The sequence below is a fragment of the Metabacillus sp. KJ11-3 genome, from assembly GCF_055808295.1.
In genome coordinates, this window is sequence record NZ_JBVVRS010000004.1 from 286064 (window position 1) to 310649 (window position 24586).

Below are 24586 nucleotides of genomic sequence, written 5' to 3' on the forward strand. Positions count from 1 at the left end.
AATCTTTACATAAATAAGCAGATGGATGGGATGGTCAAAATGCCTTATATCGCATTTTTATGAAAGGTTTAAATGCAAATTCTCCCGATGCTATCATGCAGCTCTCAACTCTGCAATTATCATTAAATAAGTGGAAAAATTATGACAAAAAAGAATCTACAAAAATTCTACACAATTATAGTAGATAATTTATTTTGAAAGGACGATGTTTTTTCAAACCTCTATTTGGTCTCCATCATCTATGGAGACTTTTTTTGAAAATAAGTTCTTTTATATTGCTAATTTTTCGTGTTCTTGAATTCAACATTTGACTAGACTATGGATCTTGTTTATCAGTTAGACCCAAGTTATATGTTTATAAGCATATAACTAGAAGTAAAAACGAACAAAATCAATTTGGAGGAGATTTTTATAAAGTAGCCAACTTTATTGCTGAACTTAATAGGAATACTCCGCTTGTAAAAAAACTAAACTATTCTTTATTAGTACAGACCCCGAAGAAATGTATCTGAATAAAAGTGATAGTATGAAAAATTGCTGATATTAATGGTTTAGGTTTTACGAGTGATGGTGAGAGAATATTAAAGAGATGTAAACAGTAGCTGGGAAAAATCGACAAAGTAGTATTATTAGAAAGTAATCATTATATGATGACAGCGGGATATTTTTCAAATGTCATCTATGTTATTAATCCTTTCCTAATTCAATTATGAATGATACAGGTTTATATTTTTCAGTTTATGAGCCAAAAAATTGGACAAAAAGGAAAGGGAATTAAAGAGAATTGTTGATACAATTGTAGATCCTTTCTCTATCTTAATAATAAAACAAAAAATCTTTTAGGAGATGAGATGATGGAAGAAAGTATTCAACCACTTGATCCAACATTTTTAGAGTTGGGTCCACTTCAAATCCAATGGTATGGATTAATTATTGGAGTTGGTGCTCTACTAGGACTTTGGATAGCAGTTCGAGAAAGTGAAAGAAGAGGCCTTCATAAAGATACCTTTGTTGATTTAATCTTATTTGCACTGCCTATCGCCATTATCTGTGCACGTGCCTACTATGTCATTTTTCAATGGGATTATTATAGTCAAAATCCAGGAAGCATCGTGAAAATTTGGGAGGGTGGATTAGCAATTCATGGTGGTTTAATCGGTGGAATTGTGACAGGGTTCATATTTGCGAAAGCCAAAAAGATTTCCTTTTGGAAGCTAGCAGATATAGCAGCACCAAGCATTATCCTTGCTCAAGCGATAGGACGTTGGGGAAACTTTATGAATCAAGAAGCACACGGTGGACCTGTATCACGTGAATTTTTAGAAGGGTTCTTTTTTCCTGAATTTATTGTGAATCAAATGTATATTAATGGGCAATATTACCATCCAACCTTCTTATATGAATCATTTTGGAATTTACTAGGATTTTCAGTTTTGATTTTGTTAAGAAGAGTGAACTTAATAAGAGGTGAAATATTTCTTAGCTATGCAATTTGGTATTCAGTCGGTCGACTTTTTATTGAGGGGATGCGAACAGATAGCTTAATGCTAACTGAAACATTAAGAATGGCCCAAGTGATTTCAATTGTATTAATTGTTGTATCAATTGGTTTTATCATATTCCGTCGAATAAAAGGTTAAGGAGATGAAAGATATTTGGATACAAGGAAAAGGTCAAAAAAAATTGATGAAAAAATCAAATAAGAAATCAAGGAACTCAAACAAATGATTAAGATGTTTGGAAAACTGGTAATTAGTTAGGTTTAGTCACACTTTTTTATGAGGCTAAAAATGCTGTACGTTTTGTCGGATGATTAAGGGAGTAAATTGAGAAGTCAATGTATAAGGAGAATAAGAAAGAAGAAAGGTATCTTGTTTTGTATTCAAGTAAACTGGAGGTTCTCTGGATGAAGAACAGTAAGACATTTACATTTTTTATAATGTTAATTATCGGGGCATTATTAGCAGTAGTTGGAACGTATTAAATGACAATGAAGCCATATGTATGTAAATGATTTGTATTCTTGAATGTGAAACAGCTATCATACTAGGAATTATGGAAAATACTATTTAAGCAGTGTCAGGTTTATTATGGAAACCTATCAAAAAGGTGATTTATTTTTAGTTTAGAAGACAAAGAGACAGAAGAAAGTTTTGGAAGGATTATGATAGGTTTGCAAGAGAAAAAAGTATGGTTTAGGCAATGGTAATAGAGTTGAAATTGTGACTTATTTGCCAAACTTCTTTTTAAATAATAAAGGCTACTTGATACAAATCAGGATTTACTAAAACAACTGGGTGCTATTATAATGGTGTTTTTTTGTTTAGTCATTACAGGCATTCTAAAATTTGATCTACTGCTTTCTGAAAAGAAAATACGGTTTAAAAAGAGACCTACAAGGTACTCAGGTTCTGCTTTAATTGGCTTAGGTTATGCGGCTGGATGGACTCCATGTACTGGTCCAATATTAGCAGGTGTTATTGCATTAGGGGTTACCGAACCAGGTAAAGGGTTGCTTTATATGATTTTCTATATCTTAGTCTTTTCAATTCCATTTTTATTAATGTCATTTTTTATTGGAAAAATGAATTTTCTAAAAAGAAAAGTGCAATTTTTATGATCATTGGCGTCGTATTAATGATAGTGATGGGAGTATTATTGTATTTTGATTTGATGATAAAAATCATCACCTTTTTAATTCCTTTTTTTGGTGGGTTTGCTGGATTTTAATTACAATCGAAATAAATCTTATAAAGAAAAGTTGTAAATTAAATATTGTAAAAATTCGTGAGGCTTTAAGTTATGAAGTGGAAAGAAGATGACTTGGGGTTAATAAATAGGACGGATCTATTTTTTTACCGACTGAAGTTTTTGTCAAAGTGGATAAGATAGTGGCATTCCTGAAGAGATGAATGGTTTTTCAATAATAGAAGACGAGATGAACCTGCCAGTTACAAATAAGGTGGAATTCTTTGGGATGATGGACAAAGTAACGATAAATGGAAAGAAATTTGATAGTGAAAGTATTGATTTCACTCAAGAACAAGGTGTCACTGAAGTGTAGGAATTTTACTATAAACCGGACATGGTGGGAGGAACCATCCATCCGTCCACATTCACGGAACTTAATTTAATATATTTTCCAAAAAGGAGAAAAGCCCCCGGAAAATAAGCAGGTGGAAGGCCAGTTTCTTACTAAAGAGAGATGAGACAGTAAAAATAGCTGTAAAATTTAAGTATAAGGGCGAGTATATGATCCATTTCCATATTCTTGAACATGAAGATAACGGCATGTTCGCTTATGTAAAGGTGGAATAAACTTCAATCTAAAAATATTTGGGTGGTCCAATATACCACTAAACATGAAAAAATAAATATTAAAAGAGCCAGTGTGAAAGATTCGCACTGGCTCTTTTATATGTGTATTAATCATATAAAAGAGGGTATTTGACATCGATTTTTATTGATATATCATTAAACCCCTAATTTACTACACTGTTTACTAGTTATCTTTTGATTTGGATGGTACGCTTTACTAGGGGTAAAGGTAGCATACAACGTTTTTGCCGCCATTTCCCCTTAAAAGTCATTTTTTTAACATGACCCAGAACAAAAAAGTATTTCATATAAGCTGGGTGCTCTTTGATTCATCATATTCCTTCATTATTTTATAAAACGTGTTTTTCTTCAGTTCTAACATCTCCATAAACATAACGCCTGTTATGTCTCCGTTTCTCCATTTTGAATGGTTTTCTTCTATTATTTGCCGCTGTTTCTTACTCAGGATGGAAAGGTTTATTTGAGGGCGCCCTAAGTGTTTCCCATGAGATTTAGCTACAGCGATACCCTCAGCTTGTCTCTGGCGAATTTTCTTACGTTCTTGATCAGCAACATAGGTATTCGGATTATCGTTTAGAAAACCCATATTACTTAACTGTTTTTTATAACTTCATAAGTCGGATTATAGTGGAGGATACTCATAACATCCCCTCGGCTATATACATGAAGTACAAAATGTGGTAGCAATTGGTTGGAAAGCGAGGATTCCATTTGAACAATAAAGTGCTGACACAAGAGGAATTTCTTTGATACTATGAATAAACAATAAAAAACTAATAGAGCTGGTGAAAAAATGGAGAAAACGGTTTTGATCGTCGATGACGATCGGGATATTGTAAGGCTAATCACAGAAAGCCTAAAATTCGAACAATTTAAAGCGATATCGGCTTATTCGGGAAAAGAAGCTTTATCAGTTTTGAAAGAAAACAAGGTTGATTTTATCGTGTTAGATATCATGATGCCAGAAATGGATGGGTTGGAAGTCTGCAGGAGTATCAGAAATGATTACAACATACCCATTCTTTTGTTAAGCGCTCGCGACAGGGACATGGATAAGATTATAGGATTAGAAATAGGCGCTGACGATTATGTGACCAAACCGTTCAGCGTACAAGAGCTTACCTCGCGGATCAAAGCTTATTTCAGAAAGGTAGACCGATTGTATAAGGAATGGAGCGGTCTCAGTCAAGAAAAGGATATGAATACTCAAGTTTCAATTTCTCCGCTGGTGCTGAATGAAAAGACGTTTGAAGCTTATTTAAATAATCAAAAGCTAGAGTTATCGACCAAAGAATTTCAGATTTTATCCTTTCTCACGAAGCATCCTAATAACGTCCTAACTCGGGAACAAATTTATGAAAATGTCTGGGGAGACGAGTATGGAGAATTGAACACCGTCACAGTGCATATCAAGAATATTCGAAATAAACTCGGCAAGGAATATGATTTTATAAAAACCATCTGGGGTGTCGGATACAAATATGTTGAAAGGAATGAATGAACATGAAGCTAAAAATCAAGCTTCCTATACTGTTTCTGTTGATGTTTCTGCTGATGTTTTTGCTGATCGCCATCTTTATAGTTTTATATATAAAATCATTAGTAGCAAATGAAGGGCACATGTGGCAAGGAAATATATTTAGTCCGCTTCATTTTCAAATGCTTCTGTTTCTAAGTATTTTAATAGGCTTGATGTTTGTTGTTTTAATCCTATATTTTCACTTCAACATTACTAAACCGATCCAGGTCCTTAATTCAAGGCTAACAAAAGTAAATATCGGGTATTCCCGTACCTCTCTTCAATCAAGAAGGAAGGATGAAATCGGGGAACTGTACAATCATTTTAATGAGATGGAAGAAAGACTTTTTCAGGCACATAAGGAACAGGTCAATATGATTGCAGCAATAGCTCACGACTTGAAGACTCCGCTTACGACCATTATGGGATTTATGGAGCTGCTCTCCATGCAGAAAAATCTAGCCGAAAGGGAAAAACAGGAACATTATCAGCTTATTTTAAAAAAATCAAAGCACATGGTTGAGCTGATCGACGCTTTCTCTGCATTTACCAAGGACGAGCTTACACTGGAAACGATTGAAATGAAAGCGGTAGAAGCGCATAGATTGTTTGAAGATATCGCAGCTGAATATGAAACCGAATTATCAAGCTTTGATTATAAAATGAAATGGAATCATTCCTTCAATCCAAAACAGCTAATTATGGTTAATGAACATATGATACGGCGAGTATACGGAAACCTTTTTAGCAACGCTGTAAGATACGGAGAAAAGAAAGATCTTAAAGTCTATATGAGCGGGTATACGCGGGGAAATTATGCGTATTTTCAGATTGAGGATGATGGTGTGGGAGTGCCGAATCAAGACATGTCTTCTCTATTCAATAAATTTTTTATGGTCGATAAGTCCAGACAAATTGATTATGGTGGTACGGGACTAGGCCTAGCAAGCAGTAAATCGATAATTGAACATCATGGTGGCAAAATTAGCGCGTTTCATTCAAACTATGGAGGATTGGGAATTAGATTTAGGCTTCCGCTTGTAATATAAAGAATTTGCTAAAAAAACCTTCAGGTGACACTGAAAGTTTTTTTGTTTAGACGCCACTTTATAATTCTTTAGATTTGCTTTATAACTTTTTATTTTTATTTTATCAGTGTTTTATGTTGCCCATTTACAATAGGTTAGGCGGTTTAGTAATAAAACATTGCTATATTAGATTTTGCACTTATAGGTTATGCAATCAAAAAGGAGGAAATTTCAATGAGTAAATTACCAAACTCAATTAGCGATACAAAAGATCGACCACCAAGCACACCACGCTGGGTAAAGATATCTGGGATCATTGCGATCATCATAATTCTGCTGGTGGTCATCCTAATGTTTATCGGAGGTGGTAACCATGGCCCTGGTCGTCACCTACCTGGGGGAGAACAGACTCAAAACCATGAGCAAGAGAATAACAAAGGTAATGATGGTGGCCACAAACCACTGGAGGTAGCCACTGATGAAAATGTCACCTCGTCTACGTAAGTTCGCGCTGACCACGCATATTGCTGCCTCGGTCGGCTGGATTGGCGCGATCGTAGCTTACCTAGCTCTTGTTGTCGCCACTCAGAATAGCCAGGATGCACAGACGGTACGTGCAGCCTTTATCGCGATGGAGCCGATCATCAAGTTCGCCCTTGTCCCCTTGTCCTTCGCCTCGCTGCTAACTGGGTTTATCATGTCACTGGGTACTTCGTGGGGGTTGTTCCGACACTACTGGGTCTTTGCGAAACTCCTGCTAACCATATTTTCCACCCTTGTCTTGCTTACACAGCTGGAGCCAATTAGCTATATGGCAAGAATAGCAGCAGCCCCCAGTACCGATCTCGCCATACTTGGGGGTGGGGGCCAATTCCTTCATCCCGGGGTCGGCCTACTGGTGTTGTTAATTATCATGACACTGTCGGTATACAAGCCTCGGGGCATGACCCGGTACGGGTGGCGTAAGCAGCAGGAGAAGCGTAAAAAGGCGCATTTGTAGGTGCAGCGACTCCTACTCGACTTGACCAGTACACCCAAAATAAAATCAATTAACATTAAGTTTGTAAAATGTGTTTTTTGTGTAAAAACAACCCATTTATTTAGAAAACAGCCGCATTTAATGTAGAAATGCGGCTTTTTTAAGCTTCTCCAATCTTATTTCGATGAATTTTCTTCGATCGATTTAATCGATCGAAGAAAATTCAAAGGAGAATGGTTTAGCCGTTTAGTAACATAGTGTGCATCAACAAAAACAATTACTTATTCTGAGCTAGTTGGACTAATCATTTTGATTTATAAACTTTTTAATTTGTAAATTAATTAAACAGATGAATAACTTGATTAAAAAAGTACAAAGCAATCTAAATCGCTTTGTACTATTCTATTTATTCTGGTTTATTATTAGCATTAGGATCAGGAGTAAAATCAGGTTTAAATCCATCATAAGTAACTTGTGTTACCATTCCCGCAGTAGCATGATGTAAATCATGACAATGGAACATCCAGTTACCAGGATTGTCTGCATTAAATGCTACGACATATTCTTCTCCCGGTTTAATATTCAAAGTGTCTTTTATAATGGGTGATCCTTGAATTGGCTTTCCATCTTTACTTAGCACTTGGAAGAAGTGCCCATGTAAATGCATAGGATGATCATCAGTTTCTGAGTTATTGATCAATTTAACTTTTACTAAATCCCCTTCTTTAACCTGAATATTTTCGGTATTTGGATATGTTTTATTATTAATTGTATACTTTTCTTCATTTTCATCCGATACTGTATTTAGGTCCATTGTATACTCTAAGTCGTAATTCTGATCAAGTGAAAACTCTGCTTTCTTTTCTTTACCATATGAAGTTAAATCAAATGTTGGCAAGTTTTCTTTCTCGTTAGGCTGATCAATACCTTCACCTGAAAAATCCTCATACTGAATCAATGCTTTCATACCTTGTGAAGCTTCCATGTCTCCATGACATTCAAGGTACCAATAACCAGGGTTATCTGCAGTGAACTCAATGTCATAACGTTCGCCTGGAGCTATAGAAATTAATTCATCCTTTATTACTTCTGGATCAGTTATTTCTTGACCATCAGTACCAATTACTTTAAAATCATGGCCATGTAAGTGAATTTTGTGTGACATGAATCCAGCATTAACTAAACGAAGTCTCACGGTATCCCCTTCTTTTACAGATAATGGAGGAACACTCTCTCTGCTTTTACCATTAATTGTATAAGTATCATACATAGTTTCCATATCATGTCCGGCAGCCGATTCATCAGAGTTTTCATCTTCGCTTGTGCCCATATCACTCATATCTTCTGACTCAGAGCCCATATCCATGTTGCTATGGTCCATGCCTTCCATATCACTAGAGTCAGCACTCTCTTCCTCCATCTGCATTGATTCCATGTTACTCATCCACTCATCTAAAACTAGAGAATAGTCTTTATCGTATTTTTTATCATCTTTATCTTCAATAATAAATGAACCATAAAGTCCTTTGTCTAATTGGTTAACTCCATCTTGATGAGAATGGTACCAATAGGTTCCAGGAACAGATGCTTTAAACTCATAGGTGAAACTATTTCCAGGTTGGACAGCATTCATTGTAACGCCAGGGATTCCATCCATATTATTTGGAACAGGTAAACCATGCCAATGGATTGTAACAGGATCTTTCAATTCATTTTTTAGGTTTATTTTGACATTTTTCCCTTCCTGAACTCTAATTTCTGGTCCTGGGACAGAGCCATTAAATGTCCATGCAGTTACCTCTTTTCCTTCAGCTAATGTATGCTTACGTTCTTGTGCAACCAAGGTAAATTCATTATTTTCTATCTTCTCGGTTGAGATGGTCTGCAATATATCCTTATTAGCTGTATTTTCAGCTTTCACTTCTTGTTCCTGGTCCATATTCATATTACTGTGGTCCATGTCATTTGTTGTATTTGAGCATGAAGCAAGAACGAAGATGAATAGAGAGAAGGTAAAAGTTTGTATCAGTCTTGTAGTCATATTTGACACCTCCAAATGATTTTTCAAATCGATTGTATAACAACAATATGGAGATTTTATGGAGAACTATTGAAGATTAATAGAATTTCAAAAAAATTATTTATAGTTTTATAATAAAAATTGTTAAAAATGCTGAAGTAATAAATTGTTCATTCACTATAATTGTTTAATACCATGGTTCATTTTTTTGAAATTCAATCAGATTTAATTTGCTAAAAAACGATAATATTTTGCAATTTTAATAATTGAAATGTAAATGTAATAATTTTTGTGTCTAATTTTGTTGGAATTTGATGCTATAGTTATTTTTAGAAAAAAGAGAAAACATAACCGTAGTCCTTAATCATTAATACATATAACTTACCATTTTGATAGGAGTATAGATTAAAGTATAATAGGAGGAATAATAGGTGAGAAAGAAAGTACTGTCACTTAGCTTGGTGACTTTAATAGGAACAAGCACATTAATTCTACCCTTTAATGAAAATGTTGTTTATGCAAGCTCAGATTTAATGAAGAAAAAAGATGATATTCAAAACCAACGTTCAGGTGTGCAGGCTAATATTCAAATGAAGGAAAGTGAAATTTTAAAATTAGAGGAAGAGAAAAAAGCTTGATGATGTTATAGAACGACTTGATAGCCAAATGACAGATACAAATGGGGAAATTCGCCAGAATCAAAATGAAATCAATAATATTAGGAAAGAAATAAATGAATTAAAAGTTCAAATTGGAGAAATAAAACAAAGGATAAAAGAGCGAACTCTTCTTTTAGAAGACCGTGTACGTTCTCTACAAGAGAGTGGCGGGGTAGTAAGCTATTTGGAAGTAATACTAGGTTCACAAGACTTTAGTGACTTGGTTAGTCGTGTAACTGTTGTTACAACAATTGTTAATGCTGATCAAGAAATCATTTTAGCACATGAAAAAGATAGAAAACTACTAGATCAAAACGAAGAAGAGTTAAATGCTAAACTAAATAAACAGAAAATAACATTAAATAATTTGGAGCTATTGAAGAAACAATTAAGCACACAAATCGATGAAAAAGATAAATTATTAGCTCAAGTGAATGTTGATCATGAAAAAGCAGAATCAATTCTTTATGATTTAGAAGATGAAGAGGCATTTCTGGCTGAACAAGAAGTTGCTATTCAAAAAGAAATGGAACGTCAAAAGAAGTTACAAGAACTAGAGAAACAAAAAAAAGCAGAAATGGCAACTTCTTTGAAGAAATCAAATAAAAGTTCGGTAAATACTACAGAACCAAAGCAAACTTCTAGTGCAAAAAGCACTTCAGAATCAGTACAAGCGTCAAGTAAACCCAGTACTTCAGCTTCAGAACAAACATCAAGTAAACCAAGTCCATCCAAATCAGAACAAGTTTCTAGTGAAGAATCTAAGCCTACAACAAGTAATAGTTTTATTTGGCCAGCACAAGGGACATTCACATCTGGATATGGTCAGCGCTGGGGAAAATTGCATGGTGGGATTGATATAGCAAATAGCGCAGCAGATGTACCAATCTATGCATCTGCAGCTGGAACTGTAATTCGTTCATACTATTCAACTAGCTACGGGAACGCTGTTTTTATCGCGCACAACATTGATGGAAAAGTATTTACGACAGTTTACGCACATATGGATTCTCGATTAGTAAGTAGCGGTCAAACGGTCAGCCAAGGACAACAAATTGGATACATGGGTAACACTGGTCAATCAACTGGTAAACATCTTCATTTTGAAATCCATGATGGAGCCTGGAAAAATCCTGTAAACCCAATGTCGTATTTAAAATAAAACAAAAATCCTAAAGTTATCTTAACTTTAGGATTTTTTTGTCTGGTTTCGAAAAACTTGTTTTTTATTTTTATTATAAAAGTCCTTAAAAACTGCACAAAATTTTGGTATTAATACAATATTGTGTTAAAACCTTTTTTAGAAAGTGGTGATTCGACTTGAACAAAATATCATTAAAATTGGGCTTTTGGTTTTTAGTTGTGATGCTATTAATGGAAGTATTTTTACTCTATTTTCTTCATAAAAACATCGTAATTACAAAGATTGAGGAAGAATTATCTGCGTTACAAGCAAGAGGTAACAATCATAGAGATGTTCTTGAAGAATCATATCGTCCCGAAACTCTTCAACATATTTCCTTAATGGAACTAAGTGGTGAGATGGATGTTATTGTTACAGACAAAAATCAAAACATCATCATTAGTTCTTCTAAATTAGATCCTGTTGAAGAAGAAATCTTATCTTATGATTTAAATAATGTTCCACGTAATGGAAAAGTAATAGAACAGCGTTGGAGAGATAAAAAGTATATTTCTACAGTAACTCCCTATTCAATAAACGCTAATGAAAAAGGGTATGTCTATATGTTTCAGAATACGAATCAGGTCCAAGAAATCATTACAAATTTAAACCATCATTTTATTGTAGCAGCGATCATCACTGGTATTTTTTTAATACTAACCATTTTATTTTTAACGAAAGTATTAACTACTCCACTTATTCGTATGAAGAAGGCTACCGAAAAATTAAGCATGGGTGATTTTTCTGTTCATTTGCCTAAGATGGGGAAAGATGAATTAGGTGATTTGTCCCAATCTATAAAAATTCTTGCTAATGATTTAAAATACCTTAAAGAGGAGAGAAATGAATTCTTAGCAAGCATATCTCATGAACTTAGAACTCCCTTAACTTATATTAAAGGTTATGCAGATGTGGCTAGACGAAAAAATTTAAGTGATAAAGAACGTGATCAATATCTCGAGATTATTTATGAGGAATCCGAAAAGTTATCTGATATGATAATTGATTTATTTAATCTCGCAAAGATAGATAGAAATACATTCGTGATTGAGAGGGTTAACGTACAGCTTTGTTTCTTCTTGCACACTCTTTATGAAAAGGTGCTCCCAGCTTTTAAGGAAAAAGGGGTCGAACTAGAATTGATCTGCAAAGAGAACGTCAATGTTAGGATAGACCCTATAAGATTTGAACAAATTCTTTTAAATCTACTAAATAATGCACTAAAATACTCTGATCCACATACTACAACGAGTTTTTCAGTTAAAAGAGAAAAAGGGAAGGTACGAATTGAAATTAAAGATGAAGGATATGGTATTCCTAAAGAAGACGTCCCTTTTATATTTGAGCGGTTTTATAGGGTTGAAAAATCCCGATCTAGAGATTCAGGAGGGACAGGATTAGGGTTATCGATTGTGAAAGAACTAATTGAATCACACGAAGGTAACATTGAGCTTACAAGTGAACCGGGGAAAGGTAGCACATTTATTATTTCAATTGAGGAGGAGACAGTATGAAAACCATATTGCTAGTTGATGATGAAGAGAGGATGCTCGATTTATTAAGTATTTACTTATCCCCTTATTATCATTGTATAACAGTAAATTCTGGTCATAAGGCTATTGACTATATGGAAAATTCCCATGCGGATTTAATTTTGTTAGATATAATGATGCCAGATTTGGATGGCTGGAGCACTTGCAGTCACATTAGAGAATTTTCTAATGTCCCTATTATTATGTTGACAGCCAGAAACCAAAAATCAGATGTAGTAAAGGGACTTTATATAGGTGCGGACGACTATGTGACGAAACCATTTGATGAGGGAGAATTGTTAGCAAGAATAGATGCCTTATTTAGAAGAATAAATGATAAAGAAAAAAAGGGAATCTTTTTTAAAGGATTGTGGTGGAATGAGGAATCCTTTGAAATAACTTATGAAAAACAAATAATTCAATTAACTCCTAAAGAGTTTTCTTTAATCGGATTACTATTAAAAAACCCAAATAAAGTCTTTTCGCGATCACAATTACTAGAAAGTATTTGGGGTGATTACACTTACACTGAGGATAGGACAATTGATTCCCATGTCCGAAATATTCGGGATAAAATTAGACAAGTAAACTTTCCGATTGATCAATACCTAGTTACTATTTGGGGAGTTGGATATAAATGGATTAGTAAGTAATGAATATTAATCTTTTAAAATCAAAAGTTAAGAGAGGATTACATTTATGAACAATTTAAAATGGGGATTATTATCTATACCAGCTATGGCTTTGCTTTTAGCAGCATGCTCAAATGATGAGCCTAAGGAGTATTTTATAAAAGCTGATAATGAAAAAATAGAACATATCCATGGTGCAGGTTTTTGGGGACCTGAAGGGACCCCTGTAATTGCAACTCATTATGGTCCTTTAGAATTTAGAGACAATACTTGGTTTAAAACATCAAGAAATAACCATGACTACATGGGATTTCAACCAACTAAAAACGGTTTTTATTCGAGTGGACATCCTGAAGAAGGTTCCGATTTAAAAAATCCTTTAGGTCTTGTGGAAAGTACGGATAAAGGAGAAAGTTTAGAACAACTTGCTTTCTACGGAGAAACTGATTTCCACTACTTGGGTGCTAGTTATGAAAAAGGGACCGTTTATGTATTTAATGAAAATCAAAACTCTAAGATAGGACCAGGATTTTATTTCTCTAAGAACAATGGGAAAGACTGGACACAATTAAAACTAAACGGAATGACATCTAGCTCTATCGGAGGATTTGAAATACATCCATCAAAGGATAATATAATTGCTATCTATGCAGAGGAAGGGATCTTTCTATCAGAGAACTTTGGAAATGATTTTTTACTTATCCCAACAGAGGCAATGGTTACGTCCTTAACATTTAAGGAAGATTCGATGATCTTTTCCATACTTGAAAATGATAAGGTTAGTTTACACGAAGTTACTTTGAGTAGTCAGGAGGATCGTTTACTAACAGCTCCTTCTCTGAATAGTGGGAACGTCCCTATATATCTGGAAGCGAATTCTTTAAGAGAAGAAGAACTGATGATTGTTACCTTAAAAAATGATGTTTATCTAAATGAAGGTCAAAAAAAGTGGAATAAAATATTATCTAATGGGGATATAAAATAAAGTACTACTTTTTTATCTGGTTAAGCTTACTCCATAATTTCTGCACATTTTTTTGATATGATAATGCTATTCGTAAAAGGAGGAGTTGTATATATGCTAAAAAAAGAATAGCAGTCCTATTGTTTGCAGCCCTTTTCTTAGTACTTGGAGCTTGCGCTAATGCTAATGATGAAAACACAGAAGGTACAGAAAGCACTGAAGAAAATATGAATGAGGACATGAAAGGCATGGATCATAGTAATATGGATATGTCTAGCTCTGGTGAAGTCCCTGAAGGTTTAAAAACGGCAGAAAACCCTAAATATGAGATCGGAAGTAAAGCGATAATTACGGATGCTCATATGGAAGGTATGAAAGGTGCTGAAGCAACGATTGTAGGTGCATATGATACTACTGTTTATACAATTTCGTATACTCCTACAACTGGGGGAGAAAAAGTGAAAAATCATAAATGGGTTATTCATGAAGAACTACAAGATGCTGGTGAGTCACCAATAGAACCTGGAACAGAAGTAACAGTTAATGCAGATCATATGGAAGGTATGGAAGGAGTAACTGCTGAAATTGATACAGCTGAAAAAACAACTGTATATATGGTTGATTTTACTCCTACTACTGGGGGAGAAGAAGTGAAAAATCATAAATGGGTAACAGATAGTGAACTATCACCTGCTGAATAAAGTTAAATAGAAATAAAATATTTTACTTACCAAAAGAGCTTATTCCAAGATGGATAAGCTTTTTTGCATGGGTGTAACCAAGTTTATTCATCAAAGATTGCAGTCTCAAAAATAATTCTAATAAAGCTATACTTTAACAACACTATATCTCCGAAAATTTTGAATATGTATATCTTAACATATTAATATATGAAGACTATCAAATCGTTGGTTTAGCTTCTTTCATAGAACTATATATTCTTTTGTTTAGAACTGATGTTTTTGTTATACCTTATATGGGTATAATGATTTATGAATGTATGAAAAAGAGATATTGGTTAATTAAGTACAAGTTTAAGGAGGTAGTTGTATGGATAAACAAGATGGGCCACATACGAAAAAGAGTCTTAAACCTGAAATTCATGCTCTTCATACAGAAGAAAACAAGTAACAATTTAAACATTCACGTAATCATCATAATCAAGGAAGTAAAAATACTCACAATCATCACGAACAAAGGGCACGGATGACAAAACCATGGACATCATGGACATAATCACGGGCATATGATTGAGGATTTTAAGAAGAGGTTTTATATTTCATTTCTAGTCACTATTCCAATATTAGTCCTATCACCAATGATTCAATCATTTTTAAATTATGAACTTACCTTTCCAGGAGCTAATTATTTTCTTTTTGCATTGGCAACTTTTATTTTTTTCTATGGAGGTAAGCCTTTCTTATCAGGATCTTTAGATGAATTAAAACTAAAAAATCCAGGTATGATGACTCTAATTGCTCTTGCGACCGTTGTAGCATATGGTTACAGTATGTTGACTGTATTTGTTGCTATAAATGCACGTTTATTCAAGGATAAAAATATACGAGAAGGATCAATGAATTGAATTTTATAGTCGTACAATGTGCGATGGCAAGCTTCTTTTTTTAAGCTAACGGTATATAGGCTCTTTACCAATTGAAGGATTTTTTGTATGCATTCTTATCCTAATCTATATCATGTACTTTTGGAATTAAATTAAACGATCTGTACTTTCAGTTAAGAGTTTTTGATCTTAATTCTCTTTTATCCTATATCCTCCACATTTTCATCAAACTTTTCATCTATAGTACTAAGGTACATTGGTATTAAAAAGGGGAAAAACATGAAATCTTTAAAATGTGAGTTTGGTTTTGATAGCCCATTTGGTAGGGAGATTTGTGAATCATTTGTTAAGCTAGCAAATGAACATTCTGGTCAAAAACTATCGCATATGCGTTATGAAGGAGTTGCAAGACAATCGCAAATCTATCGAAAAATAATTGTAGATCAAATTTGGAACTTCTTACCTTCTGTGAAAGTTGGCGTATGGTTAATTGTTCCGACCCTTGCTGCCTCGGCTATGGGTACGATGTCCAAATTATGTATATGGATAGATTAATATTGATTTTAGCAGAAAGGGCTGCGGTGATCATTGATTTTTCTAATTATGAAGTAGGTGACGTTGTTTATTTGCTGACCAGGGAACGATGTTTATGGAATTCGTTTTTACCGAAAATGAAAAAAGAGAATATGTAATTCCGGATAACTTAATAGACATCCCTGAAATTAATCAGGTAAGTGCGATTCGTCTAGTTCAACGTTCAAGGAATGAGTAGGAACGTAAATAAATGGAAAGCAAATGAATATGGATCGAATTAATGAAATCGTAAACCTGCACATGGTGTTCAATTTCAGGTAATTGAGAGAGAAGGAAATCCTCCACAACCTAATGAAAGAGGTTGGAAAGATACCATACTCGTGAAACCAGGAGAAAAAGTAAAAGTAATAGGAATAGTAACTTTTGATCAAGAAGCAATGTTTATGTACCATTTCCATATCGTAGAACATGAAGATGCAGGTATGATGGAACAATTTGAGGTTAAGGAGTAGTTGATATAAACAGGGAGTAGACGTTAAACATGACACATGACAGACATGTTAAAGTTAAAGATAAAAGAAAAAAGTCAAGAAATTTAGAGAGGATTCCTTAATTAGCATATAGAGAAAGAAAAAGAAGATGAACCTTACATCTAGTAAATATTCATCTTCTTTTTTGTTTGGAGGGATATTCGTCAACAGCCCCAAATTAAATATTATTTAAGAATAAGATAGGAAATTATTCTTCATCTTGAAGGTCCTCAATTAATGTCTTCATTTCATCAATTTCTTTACGTTGAGCTTTTATGATTTCATCTGCTAATTCACGTACTCTTGGATCTGTTATTTTAGCTCTTTCACTAGTAAGTATTGCAATTGAATGATGGGGAATCATGGCTTCCATATAGTCGGTATCATCTACTAGTGTTTGACTTCGTAAAAGGAAAAGCGAAAAAGAAAAACAAGAACACTAACAACTGCAATGCCAATATTTAATTTTCGGTTTTTTAGCATACGATACATAAACCCTAACATAATTATAGTCATTGTAGCCCCCATCAACAGAGCCATATACAGCCTTGTTTCACTAAAATAGACATGGTCAAGACTGTATGTGCTTAAATATTTAAAAAGGAACATAACAATTGTTGAAGTTATAATCATCCCAGCAAATTTAAGGTATTGTTTCATGATAGCTACTCCCTTCAAGACTATTTACATAGTTTTTTACCCTATAATAAGGTAGGCATGTGTACTTTGTTGGAAATTTAAATTAATAATCAAAGCTAATTATATTGATATTTACACATATACTTTTCACCCAATATCTTGTCCAGTTTATGAAGCCATTTGGCGACATGCCTCTGCACAACTAAAGCAAGACTCGGCACATTTTTTACAATGATTCTGCTCATGTTTTTCACACTCTTTTCCACATGCCTCACATATTTCAGCACACAATTTACAAATTTGTTCAGCAAAAGGACTATTAGATTGCATTGCGTTTGCTGCAAAACTACAAATATCCGCACACTCTATATCTAGACGAATGCAGTTTGACATCATCGTTACATCTTCTTCGTTAAGGCAAGCATGATAACAAGCATTACAAGCCTACATACATTCTAAACATGCCCGGATACATTCTTTATATTGTTGATTTAACATATAATAATACCTCCTTATTTTTTTACATTATTAATAGTACCCGTCCACTTTCAAAAATAACGTATTTCCTTAAACTCCTTAAAATCTGCACATTTTAAGTTAGGGGAATTTTTCGCAACAAATTATTTGGTGATAGGAAAAGAGCATAGTGTAGTGTTGAATAACCAAGTTATAAAGTTCTTTTATAGTGATAAATAAATTACTTTTAAAAATAGTTAAACGATTATTCGTTTTGCATAAAAGTGAAATGCATTTTATAAGAGAGAAGGAGGAGTTCCCTAGCGCTTGCGCCGAAGAGGCTCTCTGACTGTCCACGGAAAGCGAATGCCTGTAACGGAAATCAACAAGAAAGTATAACAGAGCCTAATTTTTAATAATAAAAACTTGTACATTGTTTCTTATCTTTTTTGACATAATTTTTTGACCTTGTACAAGAACAGAAGAGGGAGGAAACTCTCTCTTCTGTTTTTAAATAAACTTCGTGTAAAATCTCTCTTTTCTGTACAAAGTGAAGTGTTATTAAGCTCCTTTCTAAAATAGAAGGGGGCTTTTTGGGGTTAAATAAAACATGAAAAGTTAGCCACATGACAAAAATATGGACAATAACGTTTATCAAGATGTACCTGTAACCTTTTTTGAATTGCAGTACTTGTACTTAAAGATTAGGGTGCTACTGCTTAAGAGTTGTTATTGCTGTATTTTTATACAATATATTCTGAGGGATATATCTAAAGTCACTAAATATCCCCCCTATTATTTTAACAAATTACTATTTTTATCTAAAAATGGTTACCATCATAAGCATTGCGATTCACTATGTTTGATTTAGTATTTTTTTACCAAATAATCTGCAAAAATAGGAACATAATATCATTTTAAACAATTAGTAAAATACTACTAATTTTACTTTTTTTCAATTTATAGGAGGTAAAATCCATTATATGATTAGTATATATCTTTGTACCAAAAAAATAGGAGGGTTAACATGAAAAAAATAGTTTCAGCATTATTAGTTTCTCTAGTTGCATCATCTGTAATTTCAGTTTCACCAATCAATGCCACTGAATTAGGAGATAGTTCTAGTAACTGTCTTAAACCTAAAACAAGTAAATCAGAAGTCTTGTACAAGAAAGAGCCAACTAAAGATATAAACAAGTTATATAAGATGGCTGAAAATGAAGAAGGGTTCTTGTCTGAAAACGAACTTGAAGAATTCACCAACGAAGAGGTAACATTAACAGGTGATAAGAAAACAAGTGACGGTAGCAAAGCAGAAGCTCAGATAGAAACACTTGCGACAAGTGAACTAATTGAAGTTTATGAAACAGACGGTGATAAAACCGAAGTGTTCGCAGTAACTGAATTTGCAGAAGTAAAAGAAGAAGACCTTATCTCGACATTAGCAGCAGATAGTGATTCTGGAACAAAAACTGATAGTTCTGTTAGCGTTAGAGCATACTCAACTAATAATTTCTCTCGGACAAATAATAGTTGTATTGATTTAACATCTGTTACTGGTGGTTGGACTCGTCTAGACACAAGTGTGTCCATCGGAACAAAGTCAGTGAATTATGGAGCAACAGGAAGAAACTGTGGGACAGGCTCAGGTGTTACGCAAAATAGTAAAGTTCAATATCCAAGTGGTACTACTTATTCTTATGCAGTTCCTAGTAATTGGGTAGGTGTTAATATTGATGCTGATGTAACTGTTGTTGGACACAAAAGTGTCGCAACATTAACACGTGGCTCAAGTAAATGGTCATTATCATTTGTAAATAATGTAACAAATTAATTATATTGCACCTTTAATTCTCATTAATTATTATAGATGTATAAAATAAAATTAAGGAGAATTTTATGCGAAAATCAACTTTGGTTTATATCATAATATCTATTATTATTTTAGCTGCAATTTATATTGTAGCCAGTACCATTTATAAAGGCGATTATAGAAGTGAAGAATATCATTTTGAGGGTAAATCCGAAAATTGGAATGTATCAGCAAAAATGGTTGAAACAGGCGATGAAGCATATTCTCTTACGACAGAGATATCTTACCTTTATGAAGAAGATGCTCCAGAAAGAGTGAAATGGCTTCTCAACGGTAACAAGTTTGGAACAGGTGGAGAACAGTCACTGACTAAAGGTAGAATAGTTAAAAAGGAACCGCTTAGAGAATTAATAATTACAGAAAATGATAAAATTACATTTTCAATTGAATGGAATAATCAATCAGAAGAGAATATAATTCTGACTCCAAAAACAGATAAATAAAACATTAAATTCGACAAGATGGAAAACTTCTTTAAAAGAACATTTTCTTTCTTGTTTTTTGATAAAAAAATATGAAACGAATTAATAAGCGTAATTAATTGGTCCATTCGTTGTACAGTGTGAAAAGAGGGAGGAAACTACCTATATCATTGATGTCTTAACTTCGTGTAAAATATTCCTTTTACGAATAATTAAATATAGATAACAAAACAAATGTTTGCTATAATGAATATAAGCCAAATTATGGAGGTTTTTCCATTGGATAATAAAATGCAGTCCGAAATCATTAACTTTTTAATGAAAAAAGTTTCTCCTGACTTAGTATACATATTTGGTTCGACTATTAAGGGGACATCTAATATAAACAGTGATGTTGATATAGCATATCTATCTGATCAACAATTAGATGAATATCAAATCTTTATGTTGGCACAAGAATTAGCTGGAATTATTAATATTGATGTAGATTTAATTGATTTAAAGAAAGCTTCGACAGTATTCCAAGGACAAATTGTTAGTACAGGCCAAGTCATTTACTGTTTAAATAATAAAAAACGTATGCATTATGAAATGAAGACTCTAAAAATGTATGCAAAATTAAATGAAGAACGACAATTTGTTATCGATAATGTACAGGAAAGTGGGTCTATTTTCAATGAAGAATGACGTTATTTTAAATAAAATAAGCATTATTGAACGATGTGTTAAAAGAGTTAGAGATGAATATGATAATAATCCGGAAAATCTGAAAAATTACACTAAGCAAGACTCAATTGTACTTAATTTGCAACGCGCTTGTGAAGCAAGTATTGATTTGGCCATGCATATAGTCGCTGAAAAGAAACTGGGTTTACCACAAAGCAGCAGAGATGCTTTTACACTCCTAGAAACTACAGCTATTATCCCCTCTTCTCTAGGTCAAAAAATGAAAGCAATGGTTGGTTTTAGAAACATTGCTGTTCATGATTACCAAGAGATAAATTTAGTTATCTTACAAAAAATCGTTGAAGATCATCTTGTAGATTTTATGGTGTATACAAGAACGCTTCTAATGTATAAAGAAACTACAAATTCATAAAATATCCCCCTACAAGTGTCAGTAGCGGAGAAAAATTAAAGGTGATAATTTGATCGATTATATGAAATTTGATGTAATGTTTTTTGATGATATTATTGCAAAAGTAGATCTAAAACCACCTGGAAGTGACAAACCATACGTTATTAATTATATTGAAGGTTTTAATAAACAATTTTCTCCTAATCCAAAGGGGTTTATAACCAAAGAAGAACTAGAAAAATGGCTAAAGTGGCGTGTATTTTCCCCTTCTAGAGCCAATGCTGGTGAATTATTGAATGCCCTCGGTTTGAATATTTATAATCGGTGGGGAATTGTTCGTAAAACACATGGAGTAATGGCGGATGATGAAATATGGCTTCGTTTTAAAGGTGAATCCTTAAAACATAGAGATATTGTTCTTTCGTAAATATCTCTACTATCCAGATGAGCAATAATAATTTATTTTATCAAAATTATGTTATTGCAAAGGATGATAAACAATGTTTGATGAAATCAATCGTAAAAAGGCTGCATTAGATGCAGCACGCCCTTTGCCAAAATACACATTAAAAAGTCTTCGGGAAAAGATGTTGCTTGATTGGACTTACAATTCAAATGCAATTGAAGGTAATACACTTACTATGACTGAAACAAAAATTGTGTTAGAAGGAATAACAGTAGGTGGAAAAACCATACGAGAACACCTCGAAGTCATAAATCATCGTGATGCTATTCAGTATGTTGAAGAACTTGTCAATAAAAGGGATCCCCTATCTGAATGGCAAATTAAAAATTTGCATCGGCTTGTACTAAAAGGAATTGATGATGAATATGCTGGGGTTTATCGTGATCAACAAGTATCCATTTCAGGTGCAAAACATACTCCACCAGCCCACTACTTGATTTCTGAAAAAATGATGCTGATGATGAATTGGTATCACGCTGAGGGAATTAAGCTTCATCCTGTTGTACGTGGTGCGATGTTACATGCTTTTTTTGTTGGTATTCATCCATTTATTGATGGAAATGGAAGAACATCACGCTTACTGTTAAATTTAGAGTTGATGAAAGATGGTTTTCCACCAGTTGTTATAAAAGTGGAGAATCGATTAACTTATTATGAGGCACTTGATATATCACATAAAACAGAAGATTATTCTGATTTCATCCAATTGGTCGCTCAACAAGTTAATGATTCTCTGGATCTATATTTAAGCGCAATACTGAGAAACCCTGAAACACCGTGATGTGACATTACTTTTCATCACTTTAATTGCATGATTTTTAATAAATTTAAGTTATGTTCAAGAAAGTGAGTCTGTTTTACTTGTAGTGTGAGTGTGAAGCAAGTATTGATTCGGCAATACATATTGTAGCTAAAAATGAAAATTGAATTACCACAAAACAGTCTAGATGCTTTTAAAATACTAGAAACAGCATATATTCTCCCCTCTTCAATCGTTCAAAAAATGAAGTTCTTAGTGGGTTTTAGAAATATTGCTGTTTATGATTTCCAAGTGACCAATTTATCTACCTTACAAACATTAGTTGAAGATCATCTGATAGATTTTAAGGAATATACAAGATCAATACTATTATATTAATTGACAATAAATTTATTATGTAAACAACTACACGTAAAAATTGTATTTTACACGAAATTCGACATAATTCGACAATTATGAAAGGAAGTGCTTTATTGGCTAATACTAGACAACATCAAAAACATAAAGAAAAATATAAAGCATTATATTCTTTTATGCCGGAATATGTTAAGGATTATGTGTTTGCTATGGAGGATAACAAACGATCTCCCTCTACCCTATTAAATTATTTATCAGATTATCGGCACTTCTTTAATTGGTTAATAGAAGAAGGAATTTCAGAAGCTAAACAAATTAAGGACATTCCCCATGAAGTTTTAGCTACTCTTCCTTTAGATTATGCCAAAGCATACTTTAGAAAAGTCGAAGAAGAAGAATATAATGTATCCAAGCATGAAAAGAAAACTCGTTCAAAGGCTATCATTAACAGAAAAAAATCAGCTTTAAGATCCCTGTTTAAATACCTTACTACTCAATATGAAGGTACAGATGGAGAACCTTTGTTTCACCGTAATGTAATGCAAAAAATACCTGTCATTAAAGAAAAGGAATCTTTAAATGCAAGAAGTAATAAGATGGCCAATACCATCTTTCAAGATGATACAGACATTGATTTTCTGTATTATGTTAAAAATGAGTATGAGAAAGAACTCTCTGAACGTCAATTGTCATATTTTTTGAGAGATAAAGAAAGAGATTATGCTATCCTCTCCCTTCTTCTTGGCAGCGGTATACGTGTAAATGAGATCGCTGAACTTAGAATTAGAGACCTAAATTTTGAAAAAAACACGATATCTGTTATAAGGAAAGGTGATAAGAAAGATATTGTGACAGTTTTTGCAGAAGTCATGGAAGACATAGAGGCATACTTGCAAACAAGGAATGAGAAATATAAAGGTACTAACGCAGAGCATGAATACTTATTTCTTTCCAAATATAATAAAGCCTTCTCCCCTGCTACTGTCAGAACTATTCAGGATTTAGTAAGAAAATATACTAAAGCTTTTAATAAAGGAAAACGCAGTATGTCTCCACATAAATTACGACATACCTATGCGACAAATTTAATGGATGAAACTAAAGACCTCTCTCTTGTTATGGAGCAACTTGGACATACATCTGAAACTACAGCCTTATTATATGTTCACACTAGTCAAGAAAAGGCTCGTAAAGCTGCAGAGGCGTTATCCGAACGTAGGAAACGATTAAAAGATTTAGAATAGTTGAATCGGTATTTTGTTATATCAGGGTACTCTTATTCTGATAAATAAAATAATTACTATTTATTATGGGTGCAGGAGTTTTGTATCAACTTTTATTGAACCTCAAGGATTTTAGATAATAATAAAAAAATATAAACGCTATCTACTTACTTGGCTATTGGGACCTTATATTATATATTCGAAACATATCTTTATCCCAACATATAAAAACAAAATCGTAAAATAAAGGTGGAAAATTATTTGACTGCTAAATCAGCTAATTCCTATATAAATCAGTATTTAGAGAAAAATTCTAGAATGTCTGCAACAGAGCTATGCAATCACCTTATTGCAGATCATGGTTTTTCAAGAGATACTTATTCTACAGGTAGACCAAAGTTATATACAGATGTAGTGAAATACCTTGAAAAGTTACATAGAACCGGTCATTTAGAGGCAATTGAAAGAAATCAAGAAGATTGCAAATATGAAGTCCTATCTGTTGATATTTCGGAGGAATGGAATAAAGAGTATGTTGTGACTGAGAAAGAACATAATACAGGTGACAAAAGGGATGAACTTCAAATGAGTTTATTTTAAAGATGTGAGGATATGATATTTTGGGCAACATAAAAATTAAGATGAAGAAAATAGTGAATTCGATTTAGTTAGATAGTGTATGACTACAAGGCTTATTACGATAAGATCTTATCAAGACCTAAATGGTACAAAGTCATAAAAAATAAGGAGTGAAACTTATTTGTTATGTGTAATATGTTTCACTCCTTTTACTTTTTGATCAATCGCGCTTGATTGTAGAAGATCATAA

Annotated in this window: 27 protein-coding genes and 4 pseudogenes; 27 read left to right on the top strand and 4 right to left on the bottom strand. The window is 33.3% G+C overall.

The window, feature by feature from the left end; genetic code table 11:
* Positions 1–851: 851 nt before the first annotated feature.
* The 4 genes from lgt (at position 852) to AC0L8O_RS28335 (ending at position 3318) form a co-directional block, all read left to right on the top strand.
* Positions 852–1640 (top strand): prolipoprotein diacylglyceryl transferase, encoded by a 789-nt coding sequence (gene lgt / locus AC0L8O_RS28320; RefSeq protein ID WP_251685768.1) that lies wholly within the window; start codon positions 852–854, stop codon positions 1638–1640.
* Positions 1641–2308: 668 nt separating this feature from the next.
* Positions 2309–2620, top strand: coding sequence for a cytochrome c biogenesis CcdA family protein (locus tag AC0L8O_RS28325; RefSeq protein ID WP_251685769.1), 312 nt, complete (start codon positions 2309–2311; stop codon positions 2618–2620).
* 288 nt (positions 2621–2908) lie between these two features.
* The gene (locus AC0L8O_RS28330) at positions 2909–3064 is read left to right on the top strand and encodes a cupredoxin domain-containing protein (protein WP_251685770.1); all 156 of its coding nucleotides are present in this window, start codon (positions 2909–2911) and stop codon (positions 3062–3064) included.
* 155 nt (positions 3065–3219) lie between these two features.
* Positions 3220–3318 (top strand): multicopper oxidase domain-containing protein, encoded by a 99-nt coding sequence (locus tag AC0L8O_RS28335; protein WP_251685790.1) that lies wholly within the window; start codon positions 3220–3222, stop codon positions 3316–3318.
* Positions 3319–3622: 304 nt separating this feature from the next.
* Here the strand turns inward: AC0L8O_RS28335 and AC0L8O_RS28340 are convergent.
* A pseudogene (locus AC0L8O_RS28340) lies at positions 3623–3898 on the bottom strand (recombinase family protein); the annotation flags it as partial.
* Positions 3899–4132: 234 nt separating this feature from the next.
* Between AC0L8O_RS28340 and AC0L8O_RS28345 the strand changes: the two are divergent.
* The 4 genes from AC0L8O_RS28345 to AC0L8O_RS28360 all read left to right on the top strand — a co-directional run bounded on the left by AC0L8O_RS28345 (position 4133) and on the right by AC0L8O_RS28360 (position 6886).
* Positions 4133–4840: a response regulator transcription factor gene (locus AC0L8O_RS28345; protein WP_251685771.1), complete on the top strand. Its 708-nt coding sequence runs from the start codon at positions 4133–4135 to the stop codon at positions 4838–4840.
* A 2-nt stretch (positions 4841–4842) separates the two neighbouring features.
* The gene (locus AC0L8O_RS28350; RefSeq protein ID WP_251685772.1) at positions 4843–5907 is read left to right on the top strand and encodes a HAMP domain-containing sensor histidine kinase; all 1065 of its coding nucleotides are present in this window, start codon (positions 4843–4845) and stop codon (positions 5905–5907) included.
* 213 nt (positions 5908–6120) lie between these two features.
* Positions 6121–6390: a hypothetical protein gene (locus tag AC0L8O_RS28355; protein ID WP_251685773.1), complete on the top strand. Its 270-nt coding sequence runs from the start codon at positions 6121–6123 to the stop codon at positions 6388–6390.
* Positions 6365–6886, top strand: a complete 522-nt coding sequence (locus AC0L8O_RS28360; protein ID WP_251685774.1) for a DUF2269 domain-containing protein — start codon at positions 6365–6367, stop codon at positions 6884–6886. The genes AC0L8O_RS28355 and AC0L8O_RS28360 overlap by 26 nt, the downstream gene beginning before the upstream one ends.
* Before the next feature lie 385 nt (positions 6887–7271).
* Here the strand turns inward: AC0L8O_RS28360 and AC0L8O_RS28365 are convergent, their stop codons facing one another.
* Positions 7272–8906: a multicopper oxidase family protein gene (locus tag AC0L8O_RS28365; RefSeq protein ID WP_251685775.1), complete on the bottom strand. Its 1635-nt coding sequence runs from the start codon at positions 8904–8906 to the stop codon at positions 7272–7274.
* A gap of 410 nt (positions 8907–9316) precedes the next feature.
* On the opposite strand from AC0L8O_RS28365, the gene AC0L8O_RS28370 reads away from it, so the two are divergent.
* The 10 genes and pseudogenes from AC0L8O_RS28370 to AC0L8O_RS28415 all read left to right on the top strand — a co-directional run.
* On the top strand, positions 9317–9523 hold the full coding sequence (locus tag AC0L8O_RS28370) for a hypothetical protein (RefSeq protein ID WP_473449971.1): 207 nt from the start codon (positions 9317–9319) through the stop codon (positions 9521–9523).
* Between the two features lie 28 nt (positions 9524–9551).
* A complete protein-coding gene (locus AC0L8O_RS28375) occupies positions 9552–10706 on the top strand; it encodes a murein hydrolase activator EnvC family protein (RefSeq protein WP_285844313.1) in 1155 nt (384 codons plus the stop codon).
* A 158-nt stretch (positions 10707–10864) separates the two neighbouring features.
* On the top strand, positions 10865–12241 hold the full coding sequence (locus AC0L8O_RS28380; RefSeq protein WP_251685777.1) for an ATP-binding protein: 1377 nt from the start codon (positions 10865–10867) through the stop codon (positions 12239–12241).
* Positions 12238–12912 (top strand): response regulator transcription factor, encoded by a 675-nt coding sequence (locus tag AC0L8O_RS28385; protein ID WP_251685778.1) that lies wholly within the window; start codon positions 12238–12240, stop codon positions 12910–12912. The genes AC0L8O_RS28380 and AC0L8O_RS28385 overlap by 4 nt, the downstream gene beginning before the upstream one ends.
* Before the next feature lie 46 nt (positions 12913–12958).
* Positions 12959–13876 (top strand): F510_1955 family glycosylhydrolase, encoded by a 918-nt coding sequence (locus AC0L8O_RS28390; RefSeq protein WP_251685779.1) that lies wholly within the window; start codon positions 12959–12961, stop codon positions 13874–13876.
* 89 nt (positions 13877–13965) lie between these two features.
* Positions 13966–14556 (top strand): YdhK family protein, encoded by a 591-nt coding sequence (locus AC0L8O_RS28395; RefSeq protein WP_473450025.1) that lies wholly within the window; start codon positions 13966–13968, stop codon positions 14554–14556.
* Positions 14557–15101: 545 nt separating this feature from the next.
* Positions 15102–15440: a hypothetical protein gene (locus tag AC0L8O_RS28400; RefSeq protein WP_251685781.1), complete on the top strand. Its 339-nt coding sequence runs from the start codon at positions 15102–15104 to the stop codon at positions 15438–15440.
* 258 nt (positions 15441–15698) lie between these two features.
* On the top strand, positions 15699–15974 hold the full coding sequence (locus tag AC0L8O_RS28405) for a hypothetical protein (protein ID WP_251685782.1): 276 nt from the start codon (positions 15699–15701) through the stop codon (positions 15972–15974).
* Between the two features lie 94 nt (positions 15975–16068).
* Entirely contained in the window at positions 16069–16191 is a 123-nt protein-coding gene (locus AC0L8O_RS28410) for a hypothetical protein (RefSeq protein ID WP_285844314.1), read from the top strand.
* 73 nt (positions 16192–16264) lie between these two features.
* Positions 16265–16465 (top strand): annotated as a pseudogene (locus AC0L8O_RS28415) (multicopper oxidase domain-containing protein); the annotation flags it as partial.
* A gap of 226 nt (positions 16466–16691) precedes the next feature.
* Here AC0L8O_RS28415 and AC0L8O_RS28420 read toward each other — a convergent pair.
* Positions 16692–17143, bottom strand: a pseudogene (locus AC0L8O_RS28420) (DUF305 domain-containing protein).
* 147 nt (positions 17144–17290) lie between these two features.
* Positions 17291–17620 (bottom strand): annotated as a pseudogene (locus tag AC0L8O_RS28425) (four-helix bundle copper-binding protein).
* A gap of 985 nt (positions 17621–18605) precedes the next feature.
* Between AC0L8O_RS28425 and AC0L8O_RS28430 the strand changes: the two are divergent.
* From AC0L8O_RS28430 to AC0L8O_RS28470, 9 genes are all read left to right on the top strand, one after another.
* A complete protein-coding gene (locus tag AC0L8O_RS28430; protein ID WP_251685784.1) occupies positions 18606–19412 on the top strand; it encodes a hypothetical protein in 807 nt (268 codons plus the stop codon).
* A gap of 65 nt (positions 19413–19477) precedes the next feature.
* Positions 19478–19894: a hypothetical protein gene (locus tag AC0L8O_RS28435; protein ID WP_251685785.1), complete on the top strand. Its 417-nt coding sequence runs from the start codon at positions 19478–19480 to the stop codon at positions 19892–19894.
* Between the two features lie 225 nt (positions 19895–20119).
* Positions 20120–20560 (top strand): type VII toxin-antitoxin system MntA family adenylyltransferase antitoxin, encoded by a 441-nt coding sequence (gene mntA / locus AC0L8O_RS28440; protein ID WP_473449973.1) that lies wholly within the window; start codon positions 20120–20122, stop codon positions 20558–20560.
* Positions 20550–20972 (top strand): type VII toxin-antitoxin system HepT family RNase toxin, encoded by a 423-nt coding sequence (hepT, locus tag AC0L8O_RS28445; RefSeq protein ID WP_473449975.1) that lies wholly within the window; start codon positions 20550–20552, stop codon positions 20970–20972. The genes mntA and hepT overlap by 11 nt, the downstream gene beginning before the upstream one ends.
* A 49-nt stretch (positions 20973–21021) precedes the next feature.
* On the top strand, positions 21022–21378 hold the full coding sequence (locus AC0L8O_RS28450; protein WP_473449977.1) for a hypothetical protein: 357 nt from the start codon (positions 21022–21024) through the stop codon (positions 21376–21378).
* Between the two features lie 73 nt (positions 21379–21451).
* Complete coding sequence (locus AC0L8O_RS28455) at positions 21452–22198, top strand: Fic family protein (RefSeq protein WP_473449979.1); 747 nt, start codon at positions 21452–21454, stop codon at positions 22196–22198.
* Between the two features lie 135 nt (positions 22199–22333).
* Positions 22334–22555: a HepT-like ribonuclease domain-containing protein gene (locus AC0L8O_RS28460; protein WP_473449981.1), complete on the top strand. Its 222-nt coding sequence runs from the start codon at positions 22334–22336 to the stop codon at positions 22553–22555.
* 95 nt (positions 22556–22650) lie between these two features.
* Positions 22651–23778 carry a tyrosine recombinase XerS gene (gene xerS / locus AC0L8O_RS28465; RefSeq protein WP_251685463.1) on the top strand — a complete coding sequence of 376 codons (1128 nt, stop codon included), beginning with the start codon at positions 22651–22653 and terminating at the stop codon, positions 23776–23778.
* Between the two features lie 240 nt (positions 23779–24018).
* On the top strand, positions 24019–24357 hold the full coding sequence (locus AC0L8O_RS28470; RefSeq protein WP_251685464.1) for a DUF3895 domain-containing protein: 339 nt from the start codon (positions 24019–24021) through the stop codon (positions 24355–24357).
* The last annotated feature ends 229 nt before the right edge of the window (positions 24358–24586 follow it).